Here is a 21,651-nt window from a genome sequence, read left to right on the forward strand (position 1 = left end):
AGACTCTTGAACGCGAAAATGGTAAACACACCCGTGAGAGGTGTGCGAGCCGGCATGCCGGTTTCTCCAACAAAAATACTACTCAATAAACGACCACCCCCAGTTAAATCCTCATGGAAAGAGCACTGTTAATCGCCTTTGCGGCGGCATTGGGTACCGCTTTTTATATTTGGTTTGCACGAGCGGTGCACACGGAAAAAATGCAGGGATTCATTGATCGTCACCTCTGGCTGATGCATCCCAATGCGATCTGTTACTGGCGCACAGCGATGGCTCTCTTTGCTCTTGGCCTTTACTTTTTTGTCGGCATGCAGTCTATCGCTATCCTTATTTTCACCTTTGCCGCCATCCTTGACGGTGTAGACGGCACAGTGGCACGAGCATGCGGCCTGACCACCAGCTGGGGAGAGTGGCTGGATCCCTTGTGCGACAAAATCACCTACCTCCCGCCTTTAATCGGTTTTGCCTATGTAGGTATTCTTTCCATCAACCTGGTGTGGGTCCTGGTCGGAATAGAACTTTTTGGCCAGTTTTTTGCCCGCCATATTCTCTCGCGTCTCAGCTCTTCTGTTGCAGCCAATAATTTTGGTAAAATCAAAGCGATTATCTGTTTTACCCTGATGATATTCTGTGCCCTGCTGGAGGCGAGCTCCGGTATAATTAACATTGCCGACGAGATTCTGGTGGCATGCATTATCCTGGCCGCTGCCTCGATCTTCTTCAAATTCATTCCCAATCGATTATACGCCGATATCCTTTCCACCCTCAATTTCTTTTGCGGTCTCACCAGCCTTGTCCTGACCCATAACAAGCAATTTGTATGGGCCATCTTCGTCATCATCCTAGGGCAGCTTTTTGACCTGTTTGACGGTCGCATGGCTGAAAAACACGGCGGGACCAAATACGGCCCCTACCTTGATGATGTTGCTGATTTTGTCAGTTTCGGGCTTGCCCCTGCCTATGTCATCATTCAATCAGGAGGGGGAATGGCGTGGGTATTTGCCGTCATCTTCTTTTCAGGAGTAGCCTATCGGCTGGTGCGTTTTGTCACGGTGGATAAAAAACGAACCGATATCCCTGAAGGGGTGTTTAATGGGCTTCCCAGTCCTGCCGGCGCACTGATCGTCCTGGGAGCGGCACTGGTCGCTCCCACTCCCGTACTGTGGTTGATCACCACCCTCACCGTCGGTCTGATGGTCAGCCATGTCCGGTTTGCCCATTTTGCCAGAGTCATCCTCAAACACACCCCAAGGCCGCTGTTTATCCTCACCTGTGCGACCATTACCGTTATGATTGCCTTTATTTTAAAAACCAAAAACGTGGAGATGTTCGGTTTTTTGATTCTTCTGTCCGCTTTTCTCTATCTGGTTATCGGCCGAAAATGGGCCACGCCCCCTCAATCTTAAAAGTCAGGAGGCATAGCCCCTCCACCCGCCCCAGAACCCGGCGTTGGGTCAGGAACCGTTTCGTCGGTTTCCACCATCCTGTACGCCCTGCGGTCGCCCTGGCCATCCCGCAGGCTCTGCTCCACCCGAGGCTGGATTTCAGCAAGCAGCTCTTCCCGCTCCAGATATGGGCATGGTGAAGAATAGGGAAAGTCCCGGCATTGTCGCGGTCTCGCCTCGTGAATGCCACAACGCCTGCACATTCGATCTGTACGAAGAAATACACAGGACCCGTCCGTACGAACTTTGAATGTATTTTTACCTTCCATGTAGCGTTTGCGCACTTCCCCATCGGTTATGGTAAAGTGCCTGGCTATCCGATTAATATCCGACGCGTCCAGGTAGAGGGTTGCCCCTTCCAGTCGGTAACAGCAATAGCCGGGACAGTAGTTGCAATACAGAGTACTGGTTGCCAATACGTATGGTGGCTGATGTTGATGCATTTCCTGCTCTGCTCCTTGCGCCGCGCTCAGGGCGGGCAGAAATCTCGTTCTGGATGTCTTGAACATGTCGATTTTACTCAAGTATAAAGCATAGAGGCAAGTTCGCTTAAGCCATATACCAATGGGGGAAAAGGGACACCGAATCATCAGCGACCGATGGAGCGGAGGAGACAAACACTCCGCTCCATGGCTTCAGCATTAAAGGCGCATACTGCACCAGCGGCCGCTGCAGTTATTCATCCCACAGACTACTCAGGGTATATGGTCCACCTGGCATTTGCCAAAAATCACCGGCAACATACCGTCGATTCCGGTCCAATCCGGCGAGTTCCTTCATGTCGCGCTCGTTCAACTCCAACTCAATGGCCGCCAGGTTCTGCTGCAAACGCTCAGGATTGGATGATTTCGGTATCACTGCCGTCCCCCTGTGCATTGCCCAGCTGATCAACACCTGTGCCGGTGTGGCTGCATGCCTTTCAGCTACAGCAGCAACTGCAGGATCCTCAAGCAGCACAGGCTCATCCTGTGCCTTGAACTGGGCTGGCCGATCCTTTGACCCCAATGGTGAATATGCCGTAAGATAAATATCGTTGCCCTGACAGAAATCGAGCATCCTGGGTTGTTGCAGGTAGGGATGAAGCTCAACCTGATTCATTTCCGGCTTTATCCTTGCTGTTTTCAGCAGGCTATCCAACTTATTGGTGCTAAAATTGGACACCCCGATATGACGGCAGAGGTTCGCCTCGACAAGAGATTCCATGGCTTTCCAGGTTTCGGCAATAGGCATCTCTTCCAGCGACAGAAAACCATCTGCCGCCGAAGGAAAAACAATCCCCTGACGGTGAGCAATCGGCCAATGGATAAGAAAAAGATCGAGGTAGTCGAGCTGCAAATCCTGAAGTGTCTTCTCCACAGCCGGCTGAACGTCAGCAGGCGCATGAGCATCATTCCACAGCTTGGAGGTAATCCATAGATCCGACCTGGCAACGACCCCTTCTGCCACAGACTCGGCAATTGCTTTGCCTACTTCGCCTTCGTTCCCATAAATCGGTGCACAGTCAAGATGACGGTAGCCGATTTTCAGAGCCTCCTTGACGGCGGTATAAACGTCGCCCGGAGTGGCCTTCCAGGTGCCGAGTCCGATAAAGGGCATCTTGTCGCCATTGGTAAATTCCAGCATTTTCATCTTAATCCTCCAGAGTAAGAGAGGCTTTGCGTCGCAAGTCGTTTGCGTCGTCACCCTCTTTTTTCATTCAACGTAACTCCCCTACCCGCGGGGTGGTAACTCCACAGTTTCGTTATCCTCCAATCCGTAACTGTTCTCTGGTGCCCCAAAATTTGGTCAAGCATTTTTCCTCGCATAGGCGGACTATAACGAGAAATAATGCTTGACCGAAGGTGGATTGCACATGAGCAGTTACCATAAAAGAAAATAATAACAAAACAGTACAAACCACTCACTGCCTGAAGAAGTGTAAGTACTTACCTGCAGACGGTCAAGAAGAACGCACCGCTGTCATTGGTGTCTTGCGCTGACGGAAGCCTTTCGGCATAGATCTGCCATGGCATTACTGTCTTATCCCTTGTTGTACGGTTGCCGGGAAGGTGATGACCTTATATGCGGCTTGCCCTGTTGCCCGAAAAACGCAGCATCCCCCCCCTGTTGATTACTCAAAAAAAACATATAGTATAGGTGGAGTGAACTACTCGGCACCATTGGCGACCGGACCACCATTTAACCTATTATTCCTTTCTGTGGAGCCGGAAACCCACAGCGGCAGCTCGTGATAAGGTCGTCCTAGAGAAAAGCAAGCAAGACCTATAGACTGTATTCTGACGTGTATCACGGTATCGGTGCAACATCGCTGCCCCTGCATTTACCTATCCTTCATCATGGCACGAAAAACCTGCAGCAAAGGAGACGTATAAGCGACATCAAGAACAGACAAGGGGAAACAATGGCTCAGATTTTTATTTCCTATCGACGGGAGGATGCCCGGTACGTTGCCGGCATGCTCAGCCAACGCTTACGCAGGACATTTGGCGATGATTCGGTGTTTATCGACCTTGATGCCATCCCTTTAGGGATGGATTTCCGCGAATATATCAATAAGGCTGTGGCAGAATGTGTTGTGCTGTTGGCCATCATAGGCGACAAGTGGTTGACTGCGACTGACCGGCAACACCATCGAAGAATTGACGATCCCTCGGATTTTGTCCGTATTGAGATTGAAGCAGCGATCAGCCGCAATATCCCGATCATCCCCATACTCATTGACAATGCGACCATGCCCGGGCCGGACTCGCTCCCGGAATCGATGCATCCCCTCGCCTATCGGAATGCCGCGGAGTTACGCGCAGGGCGCGATATGGATCACCATATGAAGCGACTGGTTCACGCCTTACAGCGCTTAGTCGGCCAAACCAGCGCCGGGGACAAAATACCGGTTGTTGACTGGCCTAAACCAAAGGACACATCACCCGCAGGTCATTCCATGGCCTCCTTCCGCTTCACCAGAGACACCGGGTGGGCGGGGATGCTCAGTGCCTTCACCCTGCAGGTAGACGGTAAAGTGGTCGGTAAGCTGCGAGTCGGTGAATCGCTTGACGTTTCCGTCACCCCTGGCACCCATCAGGTACGGGTAAGCGGCGCCGGCACCTTCTTTGACTGGGAGCGGGAACTCACGATTGAGGCTGGCCAGTCGCGAGCATGGAAAGTGGCCTACACCATGGTCGGAGGAGTGAAGATGACAGAGGAATGACCGCCCCCCTCCACGCCCACCAGCAGGCCGCTCATCAACCGGAGCTTCAAACCAATCGAAGGATCAGCAGGTTGATGCAGCCGATAAGAAAGCCAAGCAGGGCGCCAAAGAGATTGATGTACTTGAACTGCTCCTCCATGATGGACAACAAGAGCCCTTCCAATTTCAACAGGTCGAGAGAATCCACTTTTTCCCTGACCAACTGGTTAATTTTCAAGGAACCGACCAGTCCCGGCACCTCCTTGAGCAGCATGTTATTGGTTGTCAGGACCGCATATTCGACAATTCCCTTCTGCACTCCATGGGGAATAATTGCATGCAGACTGCCAACCGGCCGATCGAGAATAACATCCACCGCCTTATCCGTCAGGATATGAAGCAGTCGTTCAATATTGGCTGACCGAATCAGACCGACACACTCCCGTGCGATCCACTGGCGAATCTCGACCTGGCGATCCGCGGTATACATCTGATCACTGAGGGTACTGATGGTTAATTCACCCTGATCACACCAGGCCTCCAGACTCTGCTGCAGAATGCCGGGCTGTTCACCGCGCAGACTGGTCAACAGGGACAGCAGCTGCCGAGCCACATCCTCGCTCAGCTTCTGCAGGTTCTCTTGACCCACCTGCTCAAGCCATTCTCCCACCGGCCGATCAAGAGCCGCATCCACCTGGCTGCAAAGCACGCCGGCGATGTGGTCAACCAATTCCGGTTCCTGCAGCCAGCGAACGACATCCTCTTCTTTGTCGGTAAGGTAAGTATCAATGGTTGCTGTAAGTGAATCCATATCAATGAATCCACGGGCCATAGCCCCCATGGGTCCCATGGATTCAATAAAATGGTCCACTCCGCCGAGGATACCCTTATTCAACCGTTCCCGGATAAATGGTTCAGAAAGCTGACGGCCCATCTGTGCCAGGAGATCCGGTGTATGTTTGCGAATAGTCCCATGGAGGAGTTCAATCACCTGTTCAGGTAACTGGGCCCGCAACGGGTGCTGGCTGACTGCTGCTGAGCCGAGCCACCGACGCAAGGTGCGGGCAACATGCTCCAGGGTAGCCGGATGAGCTACAATGTGTTCAATAATCCCCTCCAACACTGCATACAGCGTTCGTCGAGATGGCTGACTGACCAGTTGATTGATCTGTTTATCGCCCATCTCCTGCAAACGTTCAGAGAGAAAACCATAAACCTGCTCCTCCCACTCCTGCCTAGCGAGAAAAGCTCCGAGCCCAACTCCAAGCCGCCTTTTGAGGGTTTGTACGGCAATTTTAAAATAGGACTGAAACCGTTGCGGGATAAACGAAGAAAGGGGCCCGAGGTCTTTACCGAATAATTGATGCAGACGGTTATCGATAAGGGAATAAAGATGTTCCTGAAACGGCTCTCTGGAGAGGGCGGAACCGATCTCCATGCTGGTCAACAGGTGTTCCCCGACCATCTCCCCTATGTTTTCAGCAAGTTCATGCCGCTTGGAAGGGATAACGCCGGGAGTCATGGGGATGCGCAGGCCAAACACATACCACGGTTTAAGCGGCCGAAAAAGCATGCGAATGGCAATACGGTTGGTCAGATAGCCGATAAAGGCACCAATAACCGGTGGCCCGGCATAGGTGGCGAGGAAGAGGAGATCTACGGGTTCCATAGAGGTTGGATAAAAAAAGAAAAGGGATTACAACAGGATGAACAGCATCATCCTGTGACGATATCAACAAGTTGCATGGGGTGTTCTATAAGATAGGTTGCCCCGTGCTGCCGCAGTTCATCGGCTTCCCTGAAGCCCCACAGCACGCCGACACTGTCCAGGCCGGCAGCGGCCGCTGTCTGCATATCCACAGCGGTATCGCCGACGTAAAGCACCCTGCCCTGATTGACCGGCAGCAGCTGCAAAATCTCCCTGGCGCCAGCAGGATCGGGTTTTTTCGGGACCTGCTCACGCTGACCAAGAACCGTATGAAACCGCCATTGGGGCAAAAGCCGATCAACGCAGATTCGGGTAAAGTTGTCAGGCTTATTGGAAAGAATGGTTAAGTGCACCCCCATCTGCGATAACGAATTCAGCATTTCAGGCACACCCGCGTAGGCATCGGTTTCCCTGTCCCAGTTGGCAGCGTAATCCTCACGGAAAAGTTCAATGGCCTGAGCAAGCATTGCCGGTGTTCGATGGTGATCGGGCAGAATACGCTCAACAAGCGTTGCCATGCCGTCGCCGACGAAGTATCGATAACTGGCCACGGGATGAGCTTGCAGGCCCAAGGCTTCCAGAACACGATTGCCGGTCCCGGCCAAATCAGCCAGTGAATCGAGCAGGGTACCATCCAGGTCAAAAATAACAGCTGTATAACGCATGATGTGTGTTTCTCCTGGTGGTTCGTACGCATCAACGCCCGAAGGCTCTTTTCATGTGATGCAGCGGTGACGTCCCTTATACCAGTCAACGATTATCATCGTAAGCCTTTTTTTTTCTGAACACCTTCAGGACCCGCTCTTCGATCCCGATACACAGGTCTGCGAGGCTGGCACTTTTCCGCGGCTCAAAAGGACTTGCGGCACCGATGAGCTTTTTGCTGGGAAAACCAGGGTGGTTACGCTATATATTCTTGTCATTGTGATTTTGTCCAGTCAGCTGACCGGCTGATAAAGAAAGCGGACCACATCACACTGCATGCAGAGTAGGATAAATCGTCGCCCATGCAAGCGATACGCACTATACACCTCTCCCTCATTCTTTCAAGCGCAGGTACCTCAACCAGATGGAGCAAAATACGCCGTCCTCCAAGATCATCATCGATCTGATCAAAGTCAGTAAAATGTATACTCCTGATGTTGTGGCACTGGAAGATATCACCTTTTCCATTCATGAGGGAGAAATGGTCTTCTTAACTGGCAGGAGCGGTGCCGGCAAGACCACGCTGCTCAAACTCATCAGTAAAGTGGAAACGCCCACCAAAGGCATGGTCGAAGTAGACGGAGTGGACATTTCGAAAATCCCCAGAAGTAAACTCTATACCCTACGCAGAAAAATCGGCATGGCCTATCAGGATTTCAAGCTCCTGCCCGAACGTTCTGTTGCCGCCAATATTGCGGTGTCAATGGAGGTTGTGTACCGCAAGAACTCCTTTATCACCAAACGCACCAGAGAGCTGCTCGAACAATTAGGCCTGCAGTCAAAACACCAAACTCCAGCCGCAGAACTCTCCAGAGGCGAACAACAACGAGTAGCCCTCGCCCGGGCCGTTGCCAACCATCCTGAGATCGTCCTGGCCGATGAGCCGACCGGCAACCTTGACGCCCAGACCACCGAACGGGTGATGACACTGTTCCACGAATTGCACCGGCAGAAGACGACCCTCCTCATTGCAACCCATGATGCCTCGATATATGATGCTCAGCAGAACCGGATTATCCAGCTTCAGTTCGGGCAACAGCACGAACAGGCCCAACCCAACGTCGCTCTCCCCCTTTACGCCACCAACTGATAGCCGCTCATGAGCCTCTTATCCTCCGCATTGCATCACACGGGCCGTAATATGCTCCATACCTGGAAATCCCAGGTCATGACCCTGTTTACCGTCTCGCTTTCAGTACTCATTTTTTCTTTCTTCTACCTTTCCTACGTCAATGCACTCTCTGCCGGAAAAGAGCTCGGTGACGATCTGCGGCTGATTGTCTATCTCGACGAAGAGCCCTCTGCCCCTTTGCAGGAAGAGTACCGAAGAAAAATCACAAAGTTCGATGCGGTCGAACAGATCACCTTTGTCAGCAGCAGCCAGGCCTTTGATCGATTCGCCCAACAGCTGGGCGATGAACGAGATATCCTCCTGGATATCCCCAAAGATTTTCTCCCCCCCTCCATAGAGGTTTCCCCGATCAAGACCCTGGATAGCCTTGCGCGGATCAAACGTTTCTCCGACTACCTCCACACCTTGCCCGGAGTGCTGAAAGTCCAGTACGGAAAAGAGTGGATTGAACGGTTCTATTCGTTTATCCAGCTGATGCGAATCGTGGTCATTCTCTCCGCGGGACTGCTGGTCATGACCACCACTTTCATGGTGGCCCATACCATTCGCCTTACCCTCCTTACCAGAAGAAAGGAACTGGAATTGCTGCGCCTGGTTGGTGCGACCAATAACTATATTCGGATGCCGTTTATCATCGAGGGCGTCTTTCAAGGGCTGGTCGGAGCCAGTCTGGGTCTTGCCGCACTTTATCTGCTCTTCAAATGGATTCTGCTCCAGTTTTCCGGCTCAACCCTGTTCCAGCTCTTTCCTTTTTCGTTTCTTCCGCTGTCAACAGTCGGCATATGCATTGGTGTATCGACTCTTCTCTGCGCCTTTGGCAGTTTTTCCTCTACCAGAAAGACCCTGCACCTTTGAAGTTTTTCATGTGCGTTTTCTCCTCATTTCTGTGCTTTTTTTTGCTGCTGCCGCTGAATAGCGCCCGGGCCGACAGCCAGCCTAGCGATCCGCCGATCGAGCGCCACACCATCAACATTGGAAAACTGCGGAAAGCCATTCAGCGACACCAGGAAAAGGTCAGCGAAACCGGCCGTAAGGAAAAAACCATTCTCGAAGAAATTGAGAGTGTGGATGCGCGTATCGAAGAACAGCGTAAAAAAATAGCCCTGATTGAACAGCAGATACAGGAACAGGAAGCCCTGATTGCAGCCAAGGAACGGGAAATCGAGACCATCAATCAGGAAAAAGAGGCGCTGCAGCAGCACCTGATACAGCGGCTTACATCCTATTACTACATGGGTAAAATCAATTTGCTCAATGTCACCTTTTCTCAGGAGAACCTGCCCGACCTCATGGTGTTTAACGACGCGTTTCGTTCCCTGGTCACCTATGACCGTGAGGTATTCAACGCCTACCGCCAGAAAAAATCCGCCGTACAACAGGCGAAACAGGCCCACGAACTGGAAAAAACGGTCAAGCTCTCCTTTCTGCACCAGTCCGAAGAGGAAAAAAAGGCTCTTGATTTCATTGCCGAGGAAAAAAACACCCTCCTGCACAAAACAAAAAACCAAAAAAACCTCTACGCCCAGGCACTCACGGAGATGCGCAAGGCCGAAGGCGACCTCACTTCCACCATACTGGAATTAAAAGAAAAACAAGAAAAAAAGAGCAAGGGATTTCTCAACAGCAAGGGCACATTACCCCCGCCGGTTGCGGGATCGCTCCTTTCACCATTTCAACAGGGAAAGGAGCAGGACAGTCCTCTGAGCAACGGTATAACTGTTACCACCGACGATGGGACCAAAGTTCATGCCATTTATGAGGGAAAGGTTATATATGCCGGTTATATGCGCGGATTCGGCAAAACCGTGATCATCGACCACGGCCACCTGTATTATACGGTCACGGCCAGACTGGACGCACTCATGATCGAGAAAGGGGACGCGGTGAATGCCGGACAGCTGATCGGCACCACCGGCAACATCGCCACCCTGTTTGGTCGGGGGCTCTACTTTGAAATCCGTCACGGTTCCACCCCTATGGACCCGTTAGCGTGGCTGAAACCTGGAGCTTACGGACAGTAATCAGCCCGCTTGCCGCGGGTTCTGCGCCGCACTGGTTTTTCCATATAGAGATTGCTTCTCCGCCCCTTTCCCAGTAGGGTAGGTGGTGTTCCCAGTTCACCCTAGATAATCAGCTTGAATGCCATGAACCATACCCTGCGCTCCCCCCTCTTTCGACCGGCAGCTCGCTGGATTCCCCTCTTCCTGTTGCCGCTCTTTCTGTTTTGCGCGTTGACGGCGGCACTGGCCGAGGACAATGACCGCCACGCACGCGATACCTATCAGCAACTGGAAATTTTTTCCAATGTTCTGGTACTCCTCCAGCAGCACTATGTAGATGATGTGGACACCGAACAACTTGTCGCCGGGGCCATCAACGGCATGCTCAACTCGCTTGACCCCCATTCATCCTACATGACGCCTGAGGACTTTAACGAACTGCAGGAGGAAACCCAGGGAAGTTTCAACGGTATCGGGATTGAGATCACCATTCGCGACAACGTCCTGACGGTCGTCGCCCCCATTGAAGGGACGCCTGCGGCGGAAAAAGGACTGCAGGCCGGGGACCAGATCCTCCGTATCAACGGAACGCCGACAAAAAATATGAACCTGGTAGATGCAGTTAAAATTCTGCGGGGCAAGATCAATACCGAAGTGACGCTGACCATCTTCCGGGAGGAGTGGAAAAAAATACGGGATATCACCCTGCGCAGGGATGTGATACCGCTGCAATCGGTCAAAGCAATGCTGCTGGAGCCCTCAATTCTCTATACCCGCATCAGCAGTTTTCAAGCCTCGACGACCAGGGATTACCGCAAAGCGCTGCGTGCTGCCACCCGTGAGCAGCCGTTAAAAGGTCTTGTGCTCGATATACGCAACAACCCCGGCGGTCTCTTGGATCAGGCAGTAAAAATTGCCGATATCTTTCTCGACCAAGGGGTAATTGTTTCCACCAAAGGCCGAGACGGCAAGGAAGAAATGGTGTTCGAGGCGCATAATGGCGGCCCATACAACGATTTCCCCTTGGTGGTTCTGGTTAATGGCGGCTCGGCCAGCGGAGCCGAGATTGTCGCCGGTGCACTGCAGGATCATAAACGCGCTATCGTCCTCGGGACCACCACCTTTGGCAAGGGGTCGGTGCAAACCATACTGCCAATGCCGGGAGGGGCGGGCATACGACTAACCACTGCCCGTTACTATACCCCCAACGGCACCTCCATTCAGGCAACCGGCATCCACCCGGACATTGTTGCCCCACCTATCAAGGTGGTACGGAATGAGGAAACACCGTTCAACGAACCCAAAGTGCGGGAAAAGGACCTCCCAGGCCACTTCACCAACATCGGCCAGGAAGCTGGCAAAGACGAAGAAGCGTTACCGCCTGCGGCCACAGAAACGGAAAACGCTCAAGAGACGGAAGAGACGGAGGCAGTTGCCGACATGCTTAGCAGCGACAGTCAACTCCAGACAGCGCTGATCATCCTGAAAAGCCTCGACATTGCCGCCGGTGGCAAGGTTCCTCTCCCTTAGTTACGGGACGCTGACTAGCCAGCTGGGCAGAGCTCAGCCGAGACCGAGTTCCCGAAGAATGTGCTCATTACCGGTCCAGTTCTTGCGGACTTTTACCCATAGTTGCAGACGAGCTCTGCATCCCAGCAACTGTTCGATGTCCCGCGTCGCCTGGGTACGAATAGTGGCAAGCATTTGGCCACGATGACCGATGATGATCCCCTTCTGGGTGCTCCGTTCAACCACGATAGTGGCATGAATAACCACCGGGCCATGGGGATCACTTTCATCAAAGGAATCAATGACCACTGCAGTGGAATACGGGACTTCTTCTCTGGTCAGACGAAATATCTTCTCCCTTATAATCTCCCCCACGATGAAACGCTCTGATGCATCGGTGGGAATATCGTCAGGGTAGAACTGCGGGCCCTCAGGAAGTCTCTGCACAAGCTCTTGAACCAGAACGTCCGTCCCCGAACCGTTGAGCGCAGAGATCGGGACCACCGCATCGAAGGTATGGTGCTGGATGTACCAGTCGGTCAGGGGTAACAGGCGCTCAGGACGAATCAAATCGATTTTATTGAGTGCAAGAATAGTCGGCACCGATATTGCCGCAAAATAGTGCCGGTATTCTTCTTCCCGCTTGGCAAGTAATTCTTCCGTCAACTCCGCACTGTCATCGATAAACAGGACCAGGTCGGCCTCAGACAGGCTTTCCAACGCCACCCGCATCATCTCCCTGTTCATAATGTCACGCGCTTTATGCAGCCCCGGGGTGTCCAGGACGATCATCTGGTAACCGTCACCGGTGACAATTCCAAGGATACGATTGCGCGTTGTCTGCGGCTTATTGGACACAATAGCTATTTTCTGGCCAAGCAGGTGGTTAAGTAAAGTTGACTTTCCTGCGTTGGGTGGCCCCACAATAGCGACAACCCCTGAACGGTAACTATCTTGACTCACGTTTTTACTCCGGTTTACATATTGACATGAAGGATAGCCTCAAGGGATTTACCGGTCCACCGGCGCCCCAGCGTGGTAGCTGATGCAGCGGCCCACTCGCCCATGAGCGACTGTCCCAGTCAAGAAAATAATGTAAAGAATATAATGACAAAGCGGCATATTCCTGCTATCCACTGTAAGGTTACCATGACTTTCGAACTTCGCAATGTGTTAGATACATGATCAGCCCCGGCAACATCGTTGAATATATCGACGGCGGTAAATTTATTTGTGCCCTCATTACCAGCATTTCTGATAAACGCGTCCACCTTATCAATCAAAATGGTCGTGAAATCAGTCTGCCGCAATCCCGAATCGTCACCCTCTCGCAGCACCGGCATCCGCACGATACCACACGGGAGGAACAAATCCAGCTGCTAAAAAGCGTTGCAGAAAGGCGCGCCTCCCTGTCGCAGGCAACCAATCTTGAAGAATTATGGGAGGTAATTAACGAAGAGGAGCAGAGCAGGTATTCGGTGTCGTTTTTAGCCGAGCTCGTCCATGGAACGACCCTTGACGATGACCATATTGCAGGATTTGTGCGGGCGGTTTTTGCTGATCGCTTTTTCTTCAAATACAAAAACAATCAGATAACCGTCCACACAGAAGAACAGGTTGAGCATCTCCGGGAGGAGCGGAAAAAACAGCTGGAAAAAGAACAGCTCCTGCAGTCCGGTGCCAGGTATCTGCGCAAAATAGCAAAAGGAGAATCGATTTCCACTGAGGAATGGCCGGATAGGGACCGATGTCTCTACTGGCTGTCGCAGTACGTGCTCCACGGCAATGACGGAGAGGAAAGCGCCTTGGTGCGGGACCTGCTCAAAAGGGCTGAGCTGACGGCCCCCCACGACGGCTTCTCCACCTTGGTCAAAGCTGGATACTGGGATGCCGACGAAAACCTGCCGCTGCTGAAATCGGAACATCCTGATGAATTCTCCACTGCCAGCCTGATCAATGCTGAGCAGGTCATAGAGGCGCCTCTGGAAAAACTGCTCGAGGACCCTAAACGCAAGGACTTCCGGGAGCTTCCCATACTCACCATCGACGGGGCCTTTACTCGCGACTTTGACGACGCACTCCATTTCGAGCAGCTGGACAACGGCAAGGTACGCATAGGCATCCATATCACCGATGTCAGTTACTACATTTCGCCTCGTGCGCCCCTCTTTGCCGAGGCCCAGGAACGGGCAACCAGCCTCTATTTTCCTGAAGGGCACGTTCCGATGCTGCCTAAATCGTTATCACTCGATGTCTGCAGCCTGATCAAGGGAAGGACGCGACCGGCGATCAGTTTTCTGGTAACTCTGGACGAATCGGGCATGATCACCCACAGCACGATTGTCCCATCCGTCATTCAGGTGCATCGCCAGCTCAGTTATCGGGAAGCCGACAGCATGGTGGAAAGCGATCCAGCCCTCGCAGGCCTGAACGCTGTCTGGAAAAAACTGCGCCAGAACCGGGTTGATCGCGGCGCACTGCTGCTCCCCTTTCCTGATGCCAATATCGACATCCGGGACCGCAACAATATTCATGTGTTCCTGGCGCCCGTGGATACTCCGTCGCGCAGCTTGGTCTCAGAGCTCATGATCCTTGCCAATGGCGTGGCAGCAGATTACCTCGCCGGCAGAGGCGCTCCGGGTCTCTTCCGCTCTCAGCCGCCGCCAAAAAAACGCCTCATTTCCGGGAGCAGCAACAGTCTCACCGATATAGCACTCCAACGCCGCTTCCTCTCCCGCGGCGAGTTGACAGCCCACCCAAAACCCCACAGCGGATTGGGCCTCAACAGCTATACCACCATCACCTCGCCGATTCGTCGTTTTCTTGATCTGGTTATGCAGCACCAGATCAGCCACATGATTCACGGGAAAGGCATCCTCTTTTCCCAGGAGGAGTGCAAAACCTTTGCCGGCACCATCCAGCAGAAACTCAGTCGGGCCAATGCCATTCGGCAGCAGCGGCATCGCTACTGGATTCTCCGCTACCTCGAACCGCGCCAGGGCCAGATGCTGAGTGCGCTTGTCGTTGGCCAGGGGCCCAAACGGGTAAACCTGCTGCTCACCGACTGCCTGTTTGACATTGACCTTCCGGTCAACCCCTATTTTCCGGTGGAGGTAGGTGATACCGTTCGGGTAAAGATAACGCGGGTCAATCCTCTGGACAATCTGCTCAGGGTGGAGTGGTAGGCCGCTCAGTCCTCGTACACATCGGCCTCGGCAAACGACGGGGCCGCCATATCCTTTGCCGACAATAGCGGCTCACCTTCCAGCGGCCAGTCTATCGCCAGCTGCTTATCATTCCAGATGATTGCCCGCTCATGCTCGGGTGCATAGTAATCGGTCGTCAGATAGAGAAATTCGGCAACATCAGACAGTACCACAAAACCGTGCCCAAAACCTTCCGGCACCCAAAATTGTTTCTTATTCTCTGCACTCAGACGGATACCCGCCCACTGGCCGAAGGTCGGAGAATGCTTGCGGAGATCAACAGCCACGTCAAATACTTCTCCGGCAATCACCCGCACCAGCTTTCCCTGGGGCTGGCGAATCTGGTAATGAATGCCGCGCAGGACCCCGTGTCCTGAACGCGAATGGTTCTCCTGCACAAAGGGCCGCATCAGGCCTGTCTTTTCCTGCCACCGTTTCAGGTTGAAACTTTCATAAAAAAAACCGCGTTCATCACCAAAAACGGTAGGTTCGATAATAAGGACATCGGGAATGGTCGAGGGTGCTACAATCATAGTAAATCCTGATAGGGTACTTATCTGTTGCTGTACATTGTCTCATAGTATTGCCGGTAGGAACCATTGATAATACGCTCCATCCACTCGGCATTGTTCAGGTACCAGTCAATGGTTTTCTCTATCCCCTCCTCAAAGGTGTAGCGGGGTGTCCACCCCAGGTGGTCTTCAATTTTCCCGGCATCGATGGCGTAGCGGCGGTCGTGTCCCAATCGATCACTGACAAAGGTGATCAGTTCCCTCCGCGGTCGACCCGATGGCAGCAGCCCCACTTTGCGGTCCAACAGGGAGCACAACAGCTCAACCACCTCGATATTCTTTTTTTCATTGTGTCCGCCGATGTTATACGCGTGACCAACGGCTCCCTGTTCAATGACCCTGACAATGGCTTCACAGTGGTCAACCACATACAGCCAATCGCGGATATTGGCTCCATCCCCGTATACCGGCAGTTTTTCCCCTTTGAGGGCGTTGTTGAGCATCAAGGGAATCAACTTTTCGGGAAACTGGTATGGTCCGTAGTTATTGGAACAGTTGGTTATCAGAACAGGAAGCCCATAGGTGTGACCATACGCCCGAACAAAGTGATCGGAAGAGGCCTTGGACGCAGAATAGGGCGATCGTGGATCATACGCTGTGTCTTCGGTAAAATACCCGGAAGGTCCCAGCGAACCGTATACCTCATCGGTGCTGACATGCAGAAATCGCTTGTCCTCCGCTCTGCCGCTACCCTGCAACCAGGCTTTTCGGGCGGCCTCCAACAGGGAGAAGGTGCCAAACACATTGGTTTGCACAAAGGCCTCCGGACCGGTAATCGACCGGTCTACATGCGACTCAGCGGCAAAATGCACCACCGTATCAATAGCCTGTTCAACGAACACATCTTCCATCAGCTGCTGATTACAGATGTCGCCATGTATAAAATGATATCGGACGTTGTCGGCCACGTCCGTGAGGTTTTCAGGGTTGCCTGCATAGGTCAGTTTATCCAGGTTGAACACCTGCCACTCAGGCCGCTCGGCAAGCAGCAGGCGAACAAAGTTGGCACCGATAAATCCGCACCCTCCGGTAACGAGTACATTTCGTTTCATGAAATATGTTCCTTCTCTCTCCACCCTATGGGGCGGGTTATTCCTTTTCAGTGACGGCGAGTGTTTCTTCAGCTTGAGGATGGTAACAATGAGAGCGCTGAAGACGCCGGACAACCGATTGGCCCATCAGGGCTCCCCGCCTGGGGGAGTATCCTCTTCCTCATCTTCAACCGCAAAAATAATGGCTGCTCCGCTGGACAAGGCCTGGGCTACTTTTTTTCGTGCCGAGGTCAGCGTACGCTGCACCGTTCCTCTTGATACGCCCATCTGCTCACCAGCCTGTTCTTGAAACAAACCTTCACCATCGCATAGTCGCAGTGTCTCAAGCTCATCCTGGTACAGGTACACCTTGGGCAAATCATGCAATGGCGTCCCTGCCGGTTTGAAAGCCCGTTTACAAAAAGGTCCTTGACATCGACGTATTTTCTTGGGTCGTGGCGACATGTTTCTTTTTCTGGTAAGGGTCCGCTGCTCCGGTTACGAAAAAAAACCGATCGGTCCAGGGCACAAAAAGTTCAGGATGCCCGCTGCTCGAGACTGGCTGCACACCGCCCCCTCTCAGATCACAGGCAGTATATCCAGCGTGTGGCAGTCATACTTTTTTTCATCAAAATATACAAGGAAACTTCCCCCTTCTCCTCTCCATTATGCAGCGGTTGAACACCCCGGCAGAAAAAAAAGCCATGGTTTCACTCCAGGGAGATAATGGACAAACGATAGCCTATGCAGTAAGGTAGCAGGTTTTGTACTTTCATCGCTTTTCGTGCCGACAGCACAAGCGCAGCCCCTATACTACTGTTTCTATGAATCGCTTTGTCCCACACCTGATATTACTGCTCCTGCTGTGCCTGGCAGCGCCTTTTGCCAACCAGGCAGCGGCTCAGGATCATCTTCCTCCGGAGCTGAAGGATATCATCGTCACCACTTCCAAGACAGACCTGTTACTGTTTGCAACGGTGGAAAACTCTTTTACTCCCGAAATGATTACCGGTGTGCAGAACGGTATCCCCATTATCTTCACCTTTTATATCGAACTCAACCAAATCAGAAACAACTGGTTTGACTCCACGCTGGTCGACACGACCATTGCCCACACCATGACCTACGACACCATCAAGGAAGAGTACCGCATCGAACATTCAACCAAACCGGGCAAGGTGCAAACCACCCGATCACTGGAAGAAGCCAAGGAGCTTATGGCGGAACTCAACAGTATGCGGGTGATCTCCCTGGATCAACTGGAGCCCGACTCCCCCTATTCGCTCCGCCTGAAAGCCACCCTGGAGAAAAATACCCTTCCCCTGGGAATGCATTACGTACTTCCCCTCACCTCCCTGTGGGACTTTGAGACCGATTGGCGAACCATTGAATTTCGCTACTGATTATGATGCAGCTCCGGATGGACTATGCTCACTCCTGAACAGAAAAGAAAAAAACAACGGCTGATACGCTATGTCATCATATTCTGCCTGCTCCTGATCCCGATCCTCGGGTACCTGCAGCGCGGTCTCCTCAAAGGCGATTTTCACCTTCCCTTATCCAGCACGGTCCTCATTTTTGCTCTGATCAACATCAACGGGCTGCTGCTGCTGTTGATGGTCTACCTGGTATTACGCAACCTGGTGGAACTGGTCTTTGAGCGCAAGCAGAACATTCTCGGCTCCAAGCTGCGAACGCGTCTGGTCGCCTCCTTCATTGCGCTATCCATGGTGCCCACTATCCTGCTGTTCGTCATCGCCCTCCGATTTGTCTCGACCTCGATGGACTACTGGTTTAACTCCAATGTGGAAGACTCGCTCGAGGCCTCTCTCAAACTTGCCCAGTCGCTTTTTCATGATACCGAACGACGCACCGAGGTCATCGGCACCCAGTTGGCGGAACTGCTGGAGAATTACACTGTCGATATCACCGATATAGCTGCCCTGGAACAACTTTTTCAGCGAACCCTGGCCATCGCCCCACCGGGAGCTCCGGACAGCATTGCCCTCATTGACGACAACGGCCGACAACTGCTTGCCCGTCGCGGACCACGGCTGCAGCAGATCGTATTGCCGGCCGTCCCTTCCGAGGCAATGCGTCAGGCAGCCAACAACAACGCCACCGAACTCATCACCACCAACACCAGTGTGGGCGAGCTGATCCTGGCTATTGTTCCGGTCCACGTTCCCCTGCACTACCGTCAACCGGCATTCCTCGTTACCTCGCTCCTTATTCCAACGGCCAAACTGGAGCAGATGCACGCTGTTTCCGATGGCATTACAGGCTACAGACAACTGGTTATCCTCAAAGCACCGATCAAACTCAGCCTGATCATCATGATGCTGATAACCACCCTGCTCATACTCTTTGGAGCAATCTGGTTCGGCTTTTATATTGCCCGGGGCATCACCGGACCGATCAACAAGCTGGCCCTTGCGACCAGGCGGGTCGCCGACGGAGATCTCAACTTTGTTATAGAAAAAGAATCAGAGGACGAGATGGGGCTGCTGGTAGACTCTTTCAATTCGATGACCTCCGATATCAAGGCCTCCAACGAAAAACTGGCGGTCACCCACAAAGCGCTCCAGGAAAGCAACCTTATTTCCGAGCAGCAGCGGCATTACCTGGAAACTATTCTGGAGAATGTCGCTGCCGGGGTTATTGCTCTGGATGAAAAAAACAAGATAACGACCATCAACCGCTTTGCCGAGGAGCTCCTCCATATCCAGCCGAACCGGCTCGTCGGCAAGGATTTTCACGAATTTCTGCCCAAGCCGCACATCATGATCGTGGAGAGCTTTCTCAACGAGTTGCTTCACACGGGCAAACATTCCATTGAGCGCCACCTGCGAGTAACGGTGCGAAGGGGAGAGACCCTCTCACTCCAGGTCAACATTACCCGCATGGTCGACAAAAAGAGTAACCCCATCGGTTTTGTCATCGTTTTTGACAACCTGACCAAACTCGAAAAAGCACAGCGGCTGGCTGCCTGGCAGGAGGTTGCCCGGCGAATTGCCCATGAAATAAAAAATCCGTTAACCCCTATTCAGCTTTCCGCACAGCGGTTGCGTAAACGATACCTGGACAGCATCACCAAAGACATCGATATCTTTGATCAATGCACTGCCACCATCGTTAATCAGGTGGAAGAAATCAAGCGGCTGGTCAGTGAATTTTCCGATTTCGCGAGAATGCCGAAAATCCATAAGGAAAAGGCCGATATCCAACAGATGATCGAGGAGATCTATTATCTCTATCGCGAAGCGCACAAGCACATCGCCTTTACCCTGGAAACTGATGACCAGCTACCGCGATTCTGCTTTGATCCGGTGCAGATCAAACGGGTAGTCATCAATCTGCTGGATAATGCGGTGAGCGTAATGGAGAATGGCGGCACCCTGTCCATCCGCCTTACCTTCCAACAACAGGCTCCCCGCACAGTACGCCTTATCGTCGCCGACGATGGTCCCGGAATCTCCGAGGATGTCAAGCTGCGTCTTTTTGAGCCTTATTTCTCAACCCGCAAATCCGGTACCGGCCTCGGCCTGGCCATTGCCCATACTATTGTCACCGAACACAACGGGGCGATCCTGGTTCACGACAACACGCCGACCGGCACGGTATTTACGGTTGAATTACCCCTGGACTCCTGATATTGTAGGTCGTCCGTCCACCACAGTCGACTTTGTATTTTCCGATCCATCCACCGCCCTCCGCCCATGGCCATACATATCCTCATCATAGACGACGAACAGCCCATCCGTGAGTCGCTCTCCGGAATTCTTGCTGATGAGGGGTTTGCCCCGCTTTCTGCCGGCTCGGCAGAAGAAGGTCTGCAGCTGCTTGCTGAAGAGGAAGTCGACCTGGTCCTGCTCGATATCTGGATGCCCGGCATGGACGGGCTTGAGGCATTACAACTGATCAAAGAGCAGTTTGACCTTCCCGTGATCATGATCTCCGGCCATGGCACCATCGACACCGCGGTACAGGCCACACGAATCGGCGCCTTTGACTTCATCGAAAAACCGCTTTCCTATGACAAGATCATCCATTCCATTGGCCGCGGCCTGCATGTCGCCCGGCTGGAGAGGGAAAACCAACTGCTCAGGGAAAGCGGGCCAAGCAAACCCGATATTACCGGCAACAGTGCGCTCATCACCTCCCTTCGTGAGCAAATCGAGCGGGTTGCCCCAACCGATGCATGGGTACTGATTCGCGGCGGGCATGGAACCGGGAAGGAGCTGGTCGCCCAGACCATTCACCGCAAGTCCTCACGCAACAACCAGCCAATGATCGAAGTGAACTGTGCCGCAATACCCGAAGAATTGATCGAGTCAGAACTGTTCGGCCATGTCAAAGGAGCATTTACCGGGGCCACTGAACCCAAAAAAGGCAAATTCGATCAGGCCAACGGCTCAACCCTTTTTCTTGATGAAATCGGCGACATGAGTCTCAAAAGCCAAGCCAAGGTACTGCGCATCCTGCAGGAACAGAAATTCGAACGGGTCGGAGGGGCCAAAACCATCAATGTCAATGTACGGGTTTTGGCTGCCACCAACAAAAACCTGGAAGAGGAAATGCATAAGGGAAATTTTCGCGAGGACCTCTTCTATCGTCTCAACGTGGTCCCGATCAACGTGCCTGACCTCAAGGACAGACGCGAAGATATCCCCCTGCTGGTCGATGTTTTTTTGCACAACTACCGCAAAAAAGGAATTGGCAACAAAAAGATATCGCAGGAGGCACTCACGGCACTTATGCGTCACGATTGGCCCGGCAATGTTCGCGAGTTGCGCAACATGATCGAACGGCTGGTGATCATGACCCCTCAGGACGTTATTGCCGACAGCGATGTGGCCCTCTTTCTTGGCGGGGAAGCGGTTGCTCCCGTCGCCTCCAGCTCTCCGCTCCACCAATTCGCCCACCTGCCCTATAAGGAAGCCCGCCGTGCCTTTGAAATTGATTACCTCAAGGCAAAAATCATGGAAAACGAGGGGAATATTTCCAAAACCGCTGAACAGGTCGGCATGGAGCGAAGTCACCTCCACAAAAAATTGAAAGCGCTCGGCATTGATGTCGCTTCCATAAGCAAACAGGCGCATTAAACCACCGGCACCTGCCCCGAGCCCATCCATAAACTCTTCGTTACAAGGTCTAAT

General features: G+C 52.7%; 18 protein-coding genes. 10 read left to right on the plus strand and 8 right to left on the minus strand.

Translation table 11 applies throughout. From position 1 onward, the window contains the following. The first annotated feature begins 113 nt into the window (after positions 1 to 113). On the plus strand, positions 114 to 1,406 hold the full coding sequence (locus ACZ52Z_RS05745) for a CDP-alcohol phosphatidyltransferase family protein (protein WP_464269798.1): 1,293 nt from the start codon (positions 114 to 116) through the stop codon (positions 1,404 to 1,406). Here the strand turns inward: ACZ52Z_RS05745 and ACZ52Z_RS05750 are convergent. Continuing rightward, complete coding sequence (locus tag ACZ52Z_RS05750) at positions 1,403 to 1,888, minus strand: YkgJ family cysteine cluster protein (protein ID WP_464269799.1); 486 nt, start codon at positions 1,886 to 1,888, stop codon at positions 1,403 to 1,405. The genes ACZ52Z_RS05745 and ACZ52Z_RS05750 overlap by 4 nt on opposite strands. A 232-nt stretch (positions 1,889 to 2,120) precedes the next feature. Then, on the minus strand, positions 2,121 to 3,074 hold the full coding sequence (locus ACZ52Z_RS05755; RefSeq protein WP_464269800.1) for an aldo/keto reductase: 954 nt from the start codon (positions 3,072 to 3,074) through the stop codon (positions 2,121 to 2,123). Between the two features lie 772 nt (positions 3,075 to 3,846). Here ACZ52Z_RS05755 and ACZ52Z_RS05760 point away from each other — a divergent pair. Further along, on the plus strand, positions 3,847 to 4,650 hold the full coding sequence (locus ACZ52Z_RS05760; RefSeq protein ID WP_464269801.1) for a toll/interleukin-1 receptor domain-containing protein: 804 nt from the start codon (positions 3,847 to 3,849) through the stop codon (positions 4,648 to 4,650). A 46-nt stretch (positions 4,651 to 4,696) separates the two neighbouring features. Here ACZ52Z_RS05760 and ACZ52Z_RS05765 read toward each other — a convergent pair whose 3' ends face one another. Together ACZ52Z_RS05765 and ACZ52Z_RS05770 are read right to left on the minus strand one after the other, a co-directional pair. Continuing rightward, entirely contained in the window at positions 4,697 to 6,298 is a 1,602-nt protein-coding gene (locus ACZ52Z_RS05765) for a DUF445 family protein (RefSeq protein ID WP_464269802.1), read from the minus strand. 47 nt (positions 6,299 to 6,345) lie between these two features. Beyond that, positions 6,346 to 7,002: an HAD family hydrolase gene (locus ACZ52Z_RS05770; protein WP_464269803.1), complete on the minus strand. Its 657-nt coding sequence runs from the start codon at positions 7,000 to 7,002 to the stop codon at positions 6,346 to 6,348. Positions 7,003 to 7,406: 404 nt separating this feature from the next. On the opposite strand from ACZ52Z_RS05770, the gene ftsE reads away from it, so the two are divergent. The 4 genes from ftsE (at position 7,407) to ACZ52Z_RS05790 (ending at position 11,704) form a co-directional block, all read left to right on the plus strand. After that, positions 7,407 to 8,132 (plus strand): cell division ATP-binding protein FtsE, encoded by a 726-nt coding sequence (ftsE, locus tag ACZ52Z_RS05775; RefSeq protein WP_464269804.1) that lies wholly within the window; start codon positions 7,407 to 7,409, stop codon positions 8,130 to 8,132. A 9-nt stretch (positions 8,133 to 8,141) separates the two neighbouring features. Next, positions 8,142 to 9,029 (plus strand): cell division protein FtsX, encoded by an 888-nt coding sequence (locus ACZ52Z_RS05780; RefSeq protein WP_464269805.1) that lies wholly within the window; start codon positions 8,142 to 8,144, stop codon positions 9,027 to 9,029. A gap of 8 nt (positions 9,030 to 9,037) precedes the next feature. Next, positions 9,038 to 10,195, plus strand: coding sequence for a murein hydrolase activator EnvC family protein (locus ACZ52Z_RS05785; RefSeq protein ID WP_464269806.1), 1,158 nt, complete (start codon positions 9,038 to 9,040; stop codon positions 10,193 to 10,195). Positions 10,196 to 10,318: 123 nt separating this feature from the next. Further along, the gene (locus tag ACZ52Z_RS05790) at positions 10,319 to 11,704 is read left to right on the plus strand and encodes a S41 family peptidase (RefSeq protein ID WP_464269807.1); all 1,386 of its coding nucleotides are present in this window, start codon (positions 10,319 to 10,321) and stop codon (positions 11,702 to 11,704) included. Positions 11,705 to 11,737: 33 nt separating this feature from the next. On the opposite strand, the gene era is transcribed toward ACZ52Z_RS05790, so the two are convergent. Then, positions 11,738 to 12,646: a GTPase Era gene (era, locus tag ACZ52Z_RS05795; protein ID WP_464269808.1), complete on the minus strand. Its 909-nt coding sequence runs from the start codon at positions 12,644 to 12,646 to the stop codon at positions 11,738 to 11,740. A 218-nt stretch (positions 12,647 to 12,864) separates the two neighbouring features. On the opposite strand from era, the gene ACZ52Z_RS05800 reads away from it, so the two are divergent. After that, positions 12,865 to 14,868: a ribonuclease catalytic domain-containing protein gene (locus ACZ52Z_RS05800; RefSeq protein WP_464269809.1), complete on the plus strand. Its 2,004-nt coding sequence runs from the start codon at positions 12,865 to 12,867 to the stop codon at positions 14,866 to 14,868. 5 nt (positions 14,869 to 14,873) lie between these two features. Here the strand turns inward: ACZ52Z_RS05800 and rfbC are convergent, their stop codons facing one another. The 3 genes from rfbC to ACZ52Z_RS05815 form a co-directional block, all read right to left on the minus strand. Further along, positions 14,874 to 15,422 (minus strand): dTDP-4-dehydrorhamnose 3,5-epimerase, encoded by a 549-nt coding sequence (rfbC, locus tag ACZ52Z_RS05805; protein ID WP_464269810.1) that lies wholly within the window; start codon positions 15,420 to 15,422, stop codon positions 14,874 to 14,876. A gap of 20 nt (positions 15,423 to 15,442) precedes the next feature. Next, complete coding sequence (gene rfbB / locus ACZ52Z_RS05810; protein WP_464269811.1) at positions 15,443 to 16,513, minus strand: dTDP-glucose 4,6-dehydratase; 1,071 nt, start codon at positions 16,511 to 16,513, stop codon at positions 15,443 to 15,445. Between the two features lie 126 nt (positions 16,514 to 16,639). Further along, complete coding sequence (locus tag ACZ52Z_RS05815; protein ID WP_464269812.1) at positions 16,640 to 16,957, minus strand: DUF134 domain-containing protein; 318 nt, start codon at positions 16,955 to 16,957, stop codon at positions 16,640 to 16,642. Between the two features lie 359 nt (positions 16,958 to 17,316). On the opposite strand from ACZ52Z_RS05815, the gene ACZ52Z_RS05820 reads away from it, so the two are divergent. From ACZ52Z_RS05820 to ACZ52Z_RS05830, 3 genes are all read left to right on the plus strand, one after another. Then, entirely contained in the window at positions 17,317 to 17,895 is a 579-nt protein-coding gene (locus ACZ52Z_RS05820; RefSeq protein WP_464269813.1) for a DUF4390 domain-containing protein, read from the plus strand. A 24-nt stretch (positions 17,896 to 17,919) separates the two neighbouring features. Beyond that, positions 17,920 to 20,145 (plus strand): sensor histidine kinase, encoded by a 2,226-nt coding sequence (locus tag ACZ52Z_RS05825; protein ID WP_464269814.1) that lies wholly within the window; start codon positions 17,920 to 17,922, stop codon positions 20,143 to 20,145. 66 nt (positions 20,146 to 20,211) lie between these two features. Further along, positions 20,212 to 21,597: a sigma-54-dependent transcriptional regulator gene (locus ACZ52Z_RS05830; RefSeq protein ID WP_464269815.1), complete on the plus strand. Its 1,386-nt coding sequence runs from the start codon at positions 20,212 to 20,214 to the stop codon at positions 21,595 to 21,597. The last annotated feature ends 54 nt before the right edge of the window (positions 21,598 to 21,651 follow it).

It is taken from the genome of Desulfogranum aggregans, from assembly GCF_055398265.1.

Excerpts from the sequence above, each read along its gene's own strand:
- ACZ52Z_RS05770 (WP_464269803.1), bottom strand. The coding sequence starts at position 7,002 with ATGCGTTATACAGCTGTTATTTTTGACCTGGATGGTACCCTGCTCGAT.
- ACZ52Z_RS05745 (WP_464269798.1), top strand. The coding sequence starts at position 114 with ATGGAAAGAGCACTGTTAATCGCCTTTGCGGCGGCATTGGGTACCGCT.
- ACZ52Z_RS05830 (WP_464269815.1), top strand. The coding sequence starts at position 20,212 with ATGGCCATACATATCCTCATCATAGACGACGAACAGCCCATCCGTGAG.
- ACZ52Z_RS05750 (WP_464269799.1), bottom strand. The coding sequence starts at position 1,888 with ATGCATCAACATCAGCCACCATACGTATTGGCAACCAGTACTCTGTAT.
- ACZ52Z_RS05800 (WP_464269809.1), top strand. The coding sequence starts at position 12,865 with ATGATCAGCCCCGGCAACATCGTTGAATATATCGACGGCGGTAAATTT.
- ACZ52Z_RS05790 (WP_464269807.1), top strand. The coding sequence starts at position 10,319 with ATGAACCATACCCTGCGCTCCCCCCTCTTTCGACCGGCAGCTCGCTGG.
- ACZ52Z_RS05780 (WP_464269805.1), top strand. The coding sequence starts at position 8,142 with ATGAGCCTCTTATCCTCCGCATTGCATCACACGGGCCGTAATATGCTC.
- ACZ52Z_RS05825 (WP_464269814.1), top strand. The coding sequence starts at position 17,920 with ATGCTCACTCCTGAACAGAAAAGAAAAAAACAACGGCTGATACGCTAT.
- rfbB (WP_464269811.1), bottom strand. The coding sequence starts at position 16,513 with ATGAAACGAAATGTACTCGTTACCGGAGGGTGCGGATTTATCGGTGCC.
- ftsE (WP_464269804.1), top strand. The coding sequence starts at position 7,407 with ATGGAGCAAAATACGCCGTCCTCCAAGATCATCATCGATCTGATCAAA.
- ACZ52Z_RS05820 (WP_464269813.1), top strand. The coding sequence starts at position 17,317 with ATGAATCGCTTTGTCCCACACCTGATATTACTGCTCCTGCTGTGCCTG.
- ACZ52Z_RS05815 (WP_464269812.1), bottom strand. The coding sequence starts at position 16,957 with ATGTCGCCACGACCCAAGAAAATACGTCGATGTCAAGGACCTTTTTGT.
- ACZ52Z_RS05760 (WP_464269801.1), top strand. The coding sequence starts at position 3,847 with ATGGCTCAGATTTTTATTTCCTATCGACGGGAGGATGCCCGGTACGTT.
- ACZ52Z_RS05755 (WP_464269800.1), bottom strand. The coding sequence starts at position 3,074 with ATGAAAATGCTGGAATTTACCAATGGCGACAAGATGCCCTTTATCGGA.
- ACZ52Z_RS05785 (WP_464269806.1), top strand. The coding sequence starts at position 9,038 with ATGTGCGTTTTCTCCTCATTTCTGTGCTTTTTTTTGCTGCTGCCGCTG.
- rfbC (WP_464269810.1), bottom strand. The coding sequence starts at position 15,422 with ATGATTGTAGCACCCTCGACCATTCCCGATGTCCTTATTATCGAACCT.
- ACZ52Z_RS05765 (WP_464269802.1), bottom strand. The coding sequence starts at position 6,298 with ATGGAACCCGTAGATCTCCTCTTCCTCGCCACCTATGCCGGGCCACCG.